The sequence below is a fragment of the Cohaesibacter intestini genome, assembly GCF_003324485.1.
In the GTDB taxonomy this organism is placed as follows: Bacteria; Pseudomonadota; Alphaproteobacteria; order Rhizobiales; family Cohaesibacteraceae; genus Cohaesibacter; species Cohaesibacter intestini.
In genome coordinates this window covers 289,459-302,206 of sequence record NZ_QODK01000001.1, presented here as the reverse complement: position 1 = coordinate 302,206, position 12,748 = coordinate 289,459, and the positions used below count along the sequence as shown (strand labels likewise).

Sequence of the window (12,748 nt, the reverse complement as noted above, 5' to 3'; positions counted from 1 at the left end):
TTGATTGTGCCGGACTGACACGATACCTCTAGAGACAGGCTGCATTTGGGCGGATCAGGGAACCGCACGGACGCAGCGGGCTGAAGATCGATTGGGGAGGATCAAGACGATATGACGCCATCTGTCCGCACGGGAAGGGCTGTCCGCAAGGGAAGGGGCCGACATCCGATATGTTGGCTGAGCGTGATTGCTCTGCTGATCATCAGCTGGATAACGCCGATCCATGCCGCATCGGTGAATGGCACATTGTTTCCAGCGCTCGACCCGGCCAACGAGACGGGCACGGTAACGATCTATTCGTCGCTGGACACCAATCTTTCCATGCCGTTGCTGGAAGCCTTTCGCGCCGCCAATCCCGACATTGCCATTTCCTATGTCGAAATGCTGACGCAGGATGTCTATGAACGGGTAACCACGGAAAGCGACCGGTCGGGCGCAACCGCTGACCTGACCATTTCGTCGGCCATGGATCTTCAGATCAAGCTTGCCAATGATGGCTATGCCCAGCCTGTGGTGGTGCCACAGAAAGACCTTTGGCCCAACTGGGCGAGTTGGCGCAACACGGCCTTTGCCCTGACGTTTGAACCGGCTGTCATCGTCTATCACAAGCCAACCTTCGCCAATACCGAGCCCCCCCATTCGCGCGTGGAGTTGACCAAGCTGCTGCGCGAGCAGGGTGACATCTATTTTGGCCGTGTGGCGACTTATGACATTGAACGCGCCGGGCTCGGTTACATGTTCCTTGCCATGGATGAGAAGCACGATCGCAATCTCTGGGATCTGGTCAGTGCCATGGGCAGCGCGGGCGTCAAGCTCTATTCCAATTCATCGGCCATCCTGCAACGGGTTGCGCAGGGGCAGTTTGCATTGGGTTACAATATTCTCGGATCCTACGCCAACCACTGGGTTGAATCGCACCCCGAACTGGGCATCATCCTGCCAACAGACTATACGCTGGTCATGTCGCGCATCGCGCTGGTGCCCCGAGCCGCCCGTGAGCCGGAGCTGGGCAAACGGTTCCTGACTTTCCTGATGAGTGAGCATGGGCAGGAGATCATGTCCAAGCAGGTTCGCCTGCCAGCGCTTCATCCCATGGTCAGCGGCAAGAACACATTCACGCAGATGTCCAAGACCCATGGCAGCCGCCTAAGGCCCATTGCCGTTCGACCAAGCCTGATGGTCTATCTCGATCAGGTCAAGCGCGCCCGCATTGTTGAAAAGTGGAACAAGGCGCTGAAATCGCAGTAAGCGGACAACGGGTCTGAACGCCGGTTAGCCGCCAGCTTTCCGGCGCGGTACTATCCATGCAAAAGCATGCAACCACTTGACATTGCTGGGAATAGGCGTATCGACTGGGATCAGCTTTTCGATGCAACAGCCCTCCCAAGCGGACCATCGCGGTGTCTTGCCGCCATGCTCTGCGTCTGTTGCCGCACTGCCCCTATCGGACGCGTTACAGTTCTGGCTTCCTTGCCGTCTGTCCGGTCCGGATCACGCCACGGAGACCACCAGATGCCCCACTTCAGTCTGGATGGGAACATGATCAAGCAAACAAGTCTGACCCTCGGCATTGGAGCTGTGGGTGGCTTTCTTGCGTCTCTGGCAGGCTTTCCTGCTCCCTATCTGACCGGTTCCGCCATCCTTGTCACTGTCGCCTGCCTGTCCGGCTTTGTTCTCGACATCCCCCACCTGTTGCGCAACATTTGCTTCACCATCATCGGCTTGTCCATGGGCTCCGGAGTGACCCCGGAAGTGATCGACACGATCAGCCTCTGGCCGTTGGCTTCGGTCATTCTGGTCGTCTCATTGCTGGCGACCTTTTTTGGCAGCCGCTCCATGCTCAATCGGCTCTGGGGCTTTGACATGCGTTCGGCAACTTTGGCGTCATCGCCCGGGCATCTGAGCTTCATTCTGGGCCTTTCCAGCCAGAAAAATGTCGATCTTCCGTCGATTTCGATCATTCAGTCGATCCGGGTGATGGCCTTGACCGTGGTGGTCCCGTTTGCGGTGATGATGCTTGGGTTGGGGCATATCGGCAGTTCGGCCCCGCGCCCGATCATGCCCTTGTTCTCGCTTTTGGCCCTTGCTCCGGCCGCCGCAGTGATCGGTCTGGGCCTGTTGCGGATCCGGTTTCCCGCCGCCTTTCTGCTTGGCGGCATGGTGGCTTCGACCAGCGTCCATGTCAGTGGTGTCGTCGAAGGCCAGATGCCCCCATGGCTGACCATGATCGCCTTCGCCGTCATGGGGGCGATCATCGGTAGTCGTTTTTCCAATGTCACCCTGGAGCAGTTGCGACGGGCAGCGGGCGCCGGTCTGGCGGCCATGGCTCTCGCCTCGTTGATGGCGGTCGCCGGGGGAGCGCTTGCTGCATGGTTGCTCGATATGCCCTTGGCGCAATTGCTGATTGCCTTTGCTCCGGGCGGACTGGAAGCCATGGCAGCCATGGCGGTGATCATGGATGTCGACACCACCTTTGTTGCTGCGCAGCATGTCTTTCGTCTGTTGATGCTGACTTTCCTCGCGCCGGCCGTGTTGATGTGGGAGGACAAGGTTCATCCCGAGCCAGACGATTCTGAAAAATAGTCAATGCCATGCAAAAGCCGCAGGGCTGATAGCGCAAACCGCCGCAACTCACGAACCACCTCATGTGGTATTATGTCGCTATAAGGCAAGCAACCCGGAAGGCTCTGGGGCGATTGAATTATGAATTGAAATTGCGACACCCACGTTTGACAGCGAAAAGCCCTGACACGGATCGTGCCGGGGCTTTCTTTTGCCTTCTCTTCACCGGGGGCTGTTTTTCAGCACAACTCCATCCATTTGCATACCCGGATCAAGCGGCCATCCCAAGGTAGGGTGAATCGTCCATCGGCGCATCCAGCTTTTGCAACTCTGCCCAAGGGTGAGGCCTTCCCAAGTTCACAAGTCCGAATAGTTCGTCACAAGTTGCGTCTCTTTTTATTACGAACATTCAACAACTTATGCTTTTCTTTTTTACTACTAAAATTTTAGTTTGACATTTTTCGCGCCTTGATCAGAGAATGGTGGCACCAGTTTTGTCGACTGGCCAACTTACTTTGGGAGGAGTAAAGAATGCGGAATATTCTGCTATCGGCAGTGGCCCTTTCGGCCATGATTGCCACATCCTCTGCCGTTCAGGCAGACAGCGCTGCCGCCAAGAAATGGATCGATTCCGAATTCCAGCCATCCGTTCTGACGAAAGACGAACAGATGAAGGAAATGGACTGGTTCATCAAGGCAGCCGAACCATTCAAGGGCATGGAGATCAACGTCCTGTCCGAAGGCATTCCGACCCATTCCTACGAGTCGGAAGTGCTGACCAAGGCCTTTGAGGAAATCACCGGGATCAAGGTCAACCACCAGATCCTTGGGGAAGGGGAAGTGGTACAGGCCGTCCAGACGCAGATGCAGACCAAGCGCAATCTGTATGACGCCTATGTCAACGATTCCGATTTGATCGGCACCCATTCCCGCCTGCAGCTGGCCTACAATCTGACCAAATTCATGCAAGGCGACGCCAAGGATGTGACCAACCCGGGTCTCGATCTTGGGGACTTTATGGGCACCCAGTTCACCACTGGCCCGGATGGCGACCTTTACCAGCTGCCAGACCAGCAATTTGCCAACCTCTATTGGTTCCGCAAGGACTGGTTCGACAATCCCGACATTCAGGCCAAGTTCAAGGCGAAATATGGCTATGATCTGGGTGTGCCGGTTAACTGGTCCGCTTATGAAGACATTGCCGAATTCTTCTCCAATGACGTCAAGGAAATTGACGGTGTCCAGATCTATGGCCACATGGATTATGGCAAGCGTGCGCCGGACCTTGGTTGGCGCATGACCGATGCCTGGCTGTCGATGGCCGGTGCTGGCTCCAAAGGCGAGCCGAACGGTGTGCCGATCGATGAATGGGGCATCCGCATGGAAAAAGGCTCCTGTAACCCGGCCGGTGCCTCTGTCACCCGTGGCGGTGCTGCCAACGGTCCTGCTGCTGTCTATGCCATCCGCAAATGGGACGAATGGCTGCGCAATTATGCCCCTCCGGGTGCCGCTTCCTACGACTTCTACCAGTCCCTGCCAGCGCTCAGCCAAGGCAACGTCGCCCAGCAGATCTTCTGGTACACCGCTTTCACCGCCGACATGGTGAAGCCGAAGTCCGAAGGCAACAACACCGTGGATGATGCGGGCAATCCATTGTGGCGCATGGCGCCAAGCCCTCATGGCCCTTATTGGGAAAAAGGCCAGAAGGTTGGCTATCAGGATGTGGGTTCTTGGACGATCCTCAAATCCACCCCTGTTGATCGCGCCAAAGCCGCTTGGCTCTATGCCCAGTTCGTGGTCTCCAAGACCGTTGACGTGAAAAAGTCCCACGTTGGTCTGACCTTCATCCGTGACAGCTCGGTCAATCATGAGAGCTTCTCCGAGCGGTCTCAGAAACTGGGTGGTCTCGTCGAGTTCTACCGCTCGCCGGATCGTACTGCATGGTCGCCAACCGGCATCAACGTGCCTGATTATCCAAAATTGGCCCAGTTGTGGTGGCAAAATATCGGGGACGTGAACTCCGGTGCCTTCACCCCACAGGAAGCCATGGATCGTCTGGCCGGTGAAATGGATCAGGTCATGGCCCGCATGCAGGTCGCAGACGAACGCGCCAATGTCTATGGCGGCTGTGGTCCGCGTCTGAATGAAGAGAAAGACGCCGATTGGTGGTACCAGAATGGCGGCGCCAAGCCGAAACTGGACAATGAGAAGCCGCAGGGCGAGACCGTCAATTATGACGATCTGGTTGCACGGTGGAACGCCAACTAACAAAGACCAAACCGACCGGCCGGGGTCTCCCCGGTCGGCCTTCGGTGAGCATCTCGTCTCATCCAAATCCTCCGCCCTGCCATCAACCGGCTGTCAGCTTTGCATGCGACTGACCGGCCGGGGCAGGTGCATCCGAAAAAGCCTCGGTTAGCAGAGGCACCTATACCAGCAAGTCGGACCAACAGTAGGGCAGCAAGTCAGGTCGGCGTGGCCGACCGGGGTGATTTCAAACATGACGCTAGAACTCAAAGGCATCACCAAGCAGGTCGATGGACGCCTCCATATCAAGGAGACCTCGCTGCGCCTTGAGCCGGGACATTTCAATGTTCTGCTCGGCGAAACCGGAGCGGGCAAAACCTCGCTCATCAAGCTGATGGCGGGGCTGGATCGCTGCGCCTCTGGCACCATCGAGATGGACGGGGTGGATGTCACCAAACAGACCACCCAGCAGCGGACCATTTCGCTGGTCCACCAGTTCTTCGTCAACTATCCGCATATGTCCGTGTTCGAAAACATCGCCTCGCCGCTGAAGGTGGCAGGCATGGCCAAGTCGGAAATCGAAGGCCGTGTCGAGGAAGCTGCCGATTTGTTGCAACTGCGCCCGATGCTCCATCGCCGCCCACACGAACTGTCCGGCGGCCAGCAGCAGCGCACAGCGCTTGCCCGTGCCATCGCCAAGGAAAGCAAGGCCGTGTTCCTCGATGAACCTCTGGCCAACCTCGACTACAAGCTGCGTGAAGAGCTGCGTGCCCAGTTGCCCGAGCTGTTTGCCGGGCGCGGAGCCGTGGTGGTCTATGCTACCTCCGAGCCGGAAGAAGCCCTGTTGTTGGGCGGCTATACCGCCCTGATGGAAGATGGCCGTGTCACCCAGTTTGGCAAAACCGCTGAAGTCTATCGAGATCCTCATGATCTGGTCTCTGCCGATGTTTTTTCCGATCCGCCGATCAATGCAGCCCGGATCACCAAACAGGGCAGCGAAATCCGCCTCAATGGCCATGTCACTTGGCAGGCCTCCGGTCCGTCGGCCGATCTCGCCGACGGCGATTATGAAATCGCTATCCGCCCCCATCATGTCAGCCCGGTGCGCCGGGGCGATCATCATGTGGCCATGACCGGCACCGTTCTGGTGACCGAGCTGAGTGGTTCGGAGTCGAGCGCCCATTTTCGCTTGGGCGATCGTTCCTGGGTGTCGCTGGCCCACGGGGTCCATCCCTACAAGGTCGGGGACGACCATGTCTTCTACATGGACCCGGCGGACTGCTTCTATTTCCACCCGGACGGACAAAGGGCGCGCTGATGCCGTTTGCCCCCTATTCCATTTGGGAGCGGGCATTCCGGTAGCAACCCGTTTCGCATTTTCAGCATCGCGCGATGGCCAGAACCACCAAGGGCTCACAATAGCCAGCCATAGCAGCCGATGCGTTTGAAGGAACAGCACTCATGGCAAAGATTACGCTTTCAGGTTTGCGGCATTCCTATTATCCGAACCCGTCCGGTCCGGATGATTATGCCCTCAAGCAGTTGGATATTTCCTGGCAGGATGGCGGGGCCTACGCTCTGTTGGGTCCATCGGGCTGCGGCAAGTCGACCTTGCTCAACATCATTTCCGGTCTTCTGGTCCCCTCGGAAGGCAAGATCCTGTTTGACGAACAGGATGTGACGACGCTGAAACCGGCTGAGCGCAACATCGCGCAGGTTTTCCAGTTCCCGGTCATCTATGACACGATGAGCGTCTATGACAATCTTGCCTTCCCCTTGCGCAATCGCGGCGTGGATGAAGCTACGGTCAAAGCCCGCGTGATGGCCATTGCCACCATGCTCGAGGTGACCGACATGCTCAAGGTCAAGGCAGCGGGCCTGTCGCCGGACAACAAGCAGAAAATCTCCATGGGCCGCGGCTTGGTGCGCGAGGATATCAATGTGGTGATGTTCGACGAGCCACTGACCGTTATCGATCCCCATCTCAAATGGAAGTTGCGCTCGAAACTCAAAGAGCTGCATCAGGAGCTTCGCGCCACCATGATCTATGTAACCCACGACCAGACCGAGGCGCTGACCTTCGCCGATCAGGTGGTGGTGATGCAGGACGGCGAAGTGGTCCAGATCGGCACACCGGTGGAATTGTTTGAGCGCCCCACCCACACCTTTGTCGGCCATTTCATCGGCTCGCCGGGGATGAATATCTTGCCTTGTGAGGTGAAAGGCGGCGCAGCCCTGTTCCATGGTGCGCCCGTCGCACTCGAAGGCCGGATTGAAGAAGGGGCTGGCAGCAAAACGGAGATTGGCGTCCGGCCCGAACATATCGCCTTTGCCGAAACCGGCCTTGCCGCGCGCGTCCGCAAGGTCGCCGATGTCGGCCGCCACAATGTCGTCGAAGCGATGGTTGGCGACACGTCCATTTCCGTCATCACCGAACAGCAGCCCCCCAATCCGGGCGACGAAGTGCATCTGGCGCTCGATGCCGACCGCACCCGCCTTTACCGGGATGGTTGGATCGCCACGGCCCGCAAAGGAGCATGACCATGAAAAGCGTCAATCAAAAAGCCTGGTTCTTTGTCCTGCCGGTCCTTGTGCTGGTGGCCTTCAACGCCCTCATCCCGATGATGACCGTGGTCAATTACTCGGTGCAGGAAACCTTTGGCGACAATCTGTTTTTCTGGCAGGGTCTGGACTGGTTCCAGCAGATCCTCACCTCCGAGCGCTTCCACAATGCGCTCGGTCGTCAGTTCCTCTTCACAGGTCTCATTCTGGTGATCGAAGTGCCGCTGGGCATCGCCATTGCCCTGTCGATGCCCAAAAAGGGCTTCTGGGTGCCGGTCTGCCTTGTCACCATGGCCTTGCCGATGCTGATCCCGTGGAATGTGGTCGGCGCGATGTGGAACATCTTCACCCTGCCGGATATTGGCCTGTTGGGTTACTTCATGAACCACACCTTGGGCATCGACTATAACATGACCCAAAGCCCCTTTGCCGCTTGGGTGACAATCATCGTCATGGATGTCTGGCACTGGACCTCGCTGGTGGTTTTGCTCTCCTATGCCGGTCTGGTTTCAATTCCGGATGCCTTCTATCAGGCCGCCGAGGTGGATGGCGCCTCGCGCTGGGCGGTCTTCCGCTACATCCAACTGCCAAAAATGAAGCAGGTGCTGACCATCGCCATCCTGCTGCGCTTCATGGACAGCTTCAACATCTATACCGAACCCTTCACCCTGACCGGAGGGGGACCGGGCAACTCGACGACGCTTCTGTCCATCGACCTCGTCAAGATCGCCCTTGGCCAGTTCGACCTCGGCCCGGCGGCTGCCATGTCGCTGATCTATTTCGCCATCACGCTTCTGGTGTCCTGGCTCTTCTACACCCTGATGAACCGCGATGTTCAGCAGGTCGACAAGCCAACTGACCACTAGGGAGGATCGGATCATGAAAAAAAGATACATCGTACCAACCCTTTATATCCTGTTCCTGATGCTGCCGATCTATTGGCTGCTGGCCATGAGCTTCAAGACCACAGGCGAGATCCTGTCCGGCTTCACGCTTGTTCCCCAGACATGGACCTTGGACAATTACCGGGTGATCTTCACCGACCCGACCTGGTATTGGGGCTATATCAACTCGATCACCTATGTGGCGATCAACACCATCATTTCGGTTTGTGTGGCACTTCCCGCCGCCTATGCCTTCTCTCGCTACAAGTTTCTGGGTGACAAGCAGCTCTTTTTCTGGCTGTTGACCAACCGCATGGCCCCCGCTGCCGTCTTTGCGCTGCCTTTCTTCCAGCTCTATTCTGCCATTGGCCTGTTTGACACTCATCTGGCGGTGGCGCTTGCTCACTGTCTGTTCAACATTCCGCTGGCGGTCTGGATCCTGGAGGGCTTCATGGGCGGCGTGCCGAAGGAGTTGGATGAAACCGCCTTTGTTGACGGCTATTCCTTCCCGCGCTTCTTTACCACCATCTTTCTGCCAACCATCAGTGCCGGGGTCGGTGTGGCAGCCTTCTTCTGCTTCATGTTCTCATGGGTGGAACTCTTGCTCGCCAAAACCCTGACGGCGGTGGCTGCCAAGCCGATTGCCGCCACCATGACCAAGACGGCCTCAAGCGCCGGTTATGAATTGGGACTGCTGGCCGCCGCCGGGGCCCTGACCATCATTCCCGGCGCGGTCGTGATCTATTTCGTGCGTAACTATATTGCCAAGGGCTTTGCCCTGGGGAGGGTATGATGCTCAGTTGGATGGCATGGACGTGGCCAACGGCGTTGGTTTTCATCGGAATTTTCTCGGCGATGGGTATCATCACGGCGCTGGAAATCCGCAATCCCGGTGGCGACGAGCGTCTGGGTGCGCTCGGCCTCGTCACCACCCGCGGCGATCGCCTCTTCATCTCGCTTTTGGGCTCAGCCTATATTTTCCTCGCCTGGCTTGGCCTGTTTGGTATGCCGCTCTGGGCGCCGCTCGGACTGGCGCTTGCCTGGGCGACCTTCTGCTTCTGGAAAGTCTAGTGAAAAGCGCGGATTCAAGCCATTCATGCGCCAAAATTCCAAAAAAGGCTTGGATCTGCGAAAACTTTAGTATTTACTGATCATACCTTCTGCGCGCGTTGGATTTCCAGCGAGGGCAGGGGATGAAAAGGGGAGCAGGGTCCTTTTCCGATATTTGGGAAGAGCGGAACGGGCCCGCCTCATGAAACGACGGTTTGCCAGCGGGAATTCTTATGCGCAAAAAGAAGAGAAGCGAATTTCTGACCGAGGTCGAGTTGGAATTTATGACCCGACTTTGGGAGCTGGGTGAGGCAAATGTGCGCGATATTCTGGCCATGTTGCCACCTGATCGCGACCTTGCCTACACATCCGCCGCAACGATCATGAGGATTTTGGAGCAAAAGAACTTTGTCGAAAGCCGAAAAGAGGGCAAGACGCATGTCTATCAAGCCCTGCTGACAAAGGATTCTTATCAGACGCGGTTTCTGAAGGATATTTCGGAGAAACTCTTCGACAATACCCCGGCAGCACTCGTGGCGCGACTGGTCGATGATGACGACCTGTCAGAGGAAGCGCTCGACGAGATCCGCGCACTGGTGGAGGGGAGGATGAAGAATGATAACGGTCGGTTCGATCCTTGATGTCTATCTGAATGTAAACATCCTGCTGATTGCCGCTTTTGGAATTTGGGTTGGAACGCGTGCCACCATGAGGGCCACCGGCATTGCCGGCGACAAGGCCTTGGCGCTCAAACTGCTCAAGATGCTGGTCTTGAGCTGTTTCCTGTTCCCCCTTTTGGTCATGGTGTCCGATCAGATGATGCGTCCCCAAGGGGCGGAACATGCGCTGTCCTTCAGCCTGTCCGATCTGATGGTCTCGCAATATCTGCAAGGCTCCCTTGATATCAAGGCAGCCGAGCTGGATCTCTTGTTGGGCCTTCGCGCCCGGCTGACCGATGATTTCCTTGCGCTTCAAAGCGGGTTTGCACTGATCACCGCTGGCCTGCTGGGTCTCGGGCTTCTTATCGGGCTTGGCCGTCTATGCCTCAGCCTTTATCGCCTCCATGTGATCCTGAACAAAAGCTATGAATGGCGCAGCTTTGGCAATGTCCATCTGATCCTGTCGGAAACCGTGACGACGCCTTTTTCGACACGCAGCCTGTTCCGTCGCTACATCGTGGTGCCGGTCGATATGCTCGCGCGAAGCAAGGATCTGCGTATGGCTTTGGGCCATGAGTTCCAGCATTTGCGGCAACGGGACACAGAGTGGGAGCTGGTGCTCGAATTTCTGCGCCCGGTCTTTTTCTGGAATCCGGCCTTCCATTTCCTCAAGCGTGATATCGAGCGCTTGCGAGAACTGAGCTGCGATCAGCAGGTGATCTCCCGCAATGGCGTCGACATCCGCGACTATTGCGAATGCCTGCTCAGAACCTGCGAGTTGGGCCTGCGCCGCCGCGAGCAAACCTTGCGGGCCCGTCCCAGCGTTGCCTTTGTGCAGCTCGATCTGTCGATCACCGGAAAACCATCCTCGGCCTTCCTTGAACAGCGGATGCTGACCCTGCTGGCTGGTGGCAATGCCAAACGCAATCGTGCGCTTTTTTCCGCCATTCTGATTCCGGTGTTGGCATTGGTCGGGCTGGTCGCGGTGATGATGCAAAAGCCAAACGACTGGAGCCATGAGCGGATCATGTTCTCCACTGTCATCAATCTTGATCGTCTGGCAGCTCGCAACCGCTAAAGGCACTCACAGGTTACAGGTCTTTCGTCAGGCACTGTCCGCGTCGGGCAGTGCCTGATTTGCTGTGTCGACAAAAAAACCGCACTGGAAACTCTTCCAGCGCGGCTTTCTTGAATGCGATGGTCAGGCGCTTATGGGGTGGCGCCCGGCTTCATGCCACCGCTCACCTGTCCGGCGGGACGGACAAGCATCAGGAAGGCAACCAGCGCGGCCAAGGCGATGAACACCGAAGCGATGTTGGAGAAGGTTGCCGGAAGGCCGAGACCGATTTTGGCCTGCAGGATGAAGGCAGCATCCACTGCGGTCATGAAGACGGCAGGAACGGTTGCGATCCAGTGGAACTTGGCATTGCGGGCCAGCCAGATGGCGGCGGACCACAGAACCAGCATCGACAACATCTGGTTCGACCAGCCGAAATAACGCCAGACCACTGCGAATGGCACTTGCGAAATCATGAAGGCAATGGCGAACAGCGGCAGGGCGATCATCAGACGCTTGGCAATCTTGGTCTGATCCATGCGGAAGCTTTCAGCCAGAATAAGGCGTGTGGACCGGAACGCCGTGTCACCGGAGGTGATGGGCAGAACGATCACGCCAAGAATGGCAAGGAAGCCGCCGACTGGGCCGAGCAGGGTGTTGCAGACCTCATTGACGACAGCAGCTGGCGAGCCAGATGCGATCACGGCCTGAAGGGCTCCGGAATTCTCATAGAAGGAGACGCCGGCAGCAACCCAGATCAACGCGATGATGCCTTCAACGATCATCGCACCGTAGAAGATCGGGCGGCCATGTTTTTCGTTGCGCATGCAGCGCGCCATCAGAGGCGACTGGGTGGAATGGAAGCCGGAAATGGCACCACACGACAGGGTGATGAACAGCAATGGCCAAATTGGTAGCTCTTTGGGATGCACATTGGTGGCAAAGTCAAGGTTCGGCATCAACTCATAGCCATTGAAGATCAGACCGCCAAGAACGCCGAAGGTCATGAACAGCAACAACACGCCGAAGATTGGATAGAGGCTGCCGATAATCTTGTCGATCGGCAGGATCGTGGCGATGAAATAATAGACGAAGATTGCACCGATCAGCAGGGATACGTTGAAGCCGGTCATGTTGGAGAGCAGTTTCGCCGGACCGAGAATGAAGACCACGCCGACCAGCAGCAACAGAACGACAGAGAAGACACGCAGGACCTGACGGGCCGCCATGCCCATTTCATCACCGACCACTTCCGGAATCGACTTGCCACCGGACCGGACCGACAGCATGCCGGAGAAATAGTCATGCACACCACCGGCAAAGATCGAACCGATGACCACCCACAGCATGGCCTGCGGGCCATAAAGGGCGCCTAGGATCGGGCCGAAGATCGGGCCAAGACCGGCAATGTCGAGCAGCTGAATGAAGAAGACCTTCCAGGTTGGCATATTGACATAGTCAACGCCGTCTTCCTTGGTCCAGCATGGAGTTTTGCGGTTCGGTTCCGGGCCGAATATTTTTTCGACAAAGACACCGTAGGTGAAATAGCCGAGCACGAGCAGCCCGACACAGATGAGGAAAAAGAGCATCCTATCTTCTCCTTGCAAAGATAAAGCTCTGAGCATGTTGGCAGGGATAAGATAATCCCTGCAGCGGCTCTAAGTGGAACGACGAGCAGGTTAAAATCGGCCCGAAAATATGTCTGAAGCGCTTCGTGCGACAAGAGA

11 protein-coding genes are annotated in these 12,748 nt (G+C 57.0%); 10 read left to right on the top strand and 1 reads right to left on the bottom strand.

Features of this window, described 5'->3' with window-relative positions; genetic code table 11:
* The first annotated feature begins 183 nt into the window (after positions 1-183).
* The 10 genes from DSD30_RS01365 (at position 184) to DSD30_RS01320 (ending at position 11,042) form a co-directional block, all read left to right on the top strand.
* A complete protein-coding gene (locus DSD30_RS01365; protein ID WP_245418325.1) occupies positions 184-1,248 on the top strand; it encodes an ABC transporter substrate-binding protein in 1,065 nt (354 codons plus the stop codon).
* Between the two features lie 291 nt (positions 1,249-1,539).
* Entirely contained in the window at positions 1,540-2,583 is a 1,044-nt protein-coding gene (locus tag DSD30_RS01360; protein ID WP_157967508.1) for an AbrB family transcriptional regulator, read from the top strand.
* Between the two features lie 510 nt (positions 2,584-3,093).
* Positions 3,094-4,830 (top strand): ABC transporter substrate-binding protein, encoded by a 1,737-nt coding sequence (locus DSD30_RS01355; protein WP_114007808.1) that lies wholly within the window; start codon positions 3,094-3,096, stop codon positions 4,828-4,830.
* 232 nt (positions 4,831-5,062) lie between these two features.
* Positions 5,063-6,127 carry an ABC transporter ATP-binding protein gene (locus tag DSD30_RS01350; RefSeq protein WP_114007807.1) on the top strand — a complete coding sequence of 355 codons (1,065 nt, stop codon included), beginning with the start codon at positions 5,063-5,065 and terminating at the stop codon, positions 6,125-6,127.
* A 143-nt stretch (positions 6,128-6,270) separates the two neighbouring features.
* Complete coding sequence (locus tag DSD30_RS01345) at positions 6,271-7,350, top strand: ABC transporter ATP-binding protein (protein WP_114007806.1); 1,080 nt, start codon at positions 6,271-6,273, stop codon at positions 7,348-7,350.
* Positions 7,347-8,237: a carbohydrate ABC transporter permease gene (locus DSD30_RS01340; protein WP_198662769.1), complete on the top strand. Its 891-nt coding sequence runs from the start codon at positions 7,347-7,349 to the stop codon at positions 8,235-8,237. The genes DSD30_RS01345 and DSD30_RS01340 overlap by 4 nt, the downstream gene beginning before the upstream one ends.
* A gap of 13 nt (positions 8,238-8,250) precedes the next feature.
* Positions 8,251-9,048, top strand: coding sequence for a carbohydrate ABC transporter permease (locus tag DSD30_RS01335; RefSeq protein ID WP_114007804.1), 798 nt, complete (start codon positions 8,251-8,253; stop codon positions 9,046-9,048).
* The gene (locus DSD30_RS01330; RefSeq protein WP_114007803.1) at positions 9,048-9,326 is read left to right on the top strand and encodes a DUF2160 domain-containing protein; all 279 of its coding nucleotides are present in this window, start codon (positions 9,048-9,050) and stop codon (positions 9,324-9,326) included. Before DSD30_RS01335 ends, DSD30_RS01330 begins: the two co-directional genes overlap by 1 nt.
* Before the next feature lie 212 nt (positions 9,327-9,538).
* Positions 9,539-9,946, top strand: a complete 408-nt coding sequence (locus DSD30_RS01325; RefSeq protein ID WP_114007802.1) for a BlaI/MecI/CopY family transcriptional regulator — start codon at positions 9,539-9,541, stop codon at positions 9,944-9,946.
* A complete protein-coding gene (locus DSD30_RS01320) occupies positions 9,921-11,042 on the top strand; it encodes a M56 family metallopeptidase (protein WP_114007801.1) in 1,122 nt (373 codons plus the stop codon). Before DSD30_RS01325 ends, DSD30_RS01320 begins: the two co-directional genes overlap by 26 nt.
* Before the next feature lie 131 nt (positions 11,043-11,173).
* Here DSD30_RS01320 and DSD30_RS01315 read toward each other — a convergent pair whose 3' ends face one another.
* Complete coding sequence (locus tag DSD30_RS01315; protein WP_114007800.1) at positions 11,174-12,610, bottom strand: carbon starvation CstA family protein; 1,437 nt, start codon at positions 12,608-12,610, stop codon at positions 11,174-11,176.
* Positions 12,611-12,748: the final 138 nt, after the last annotated feature.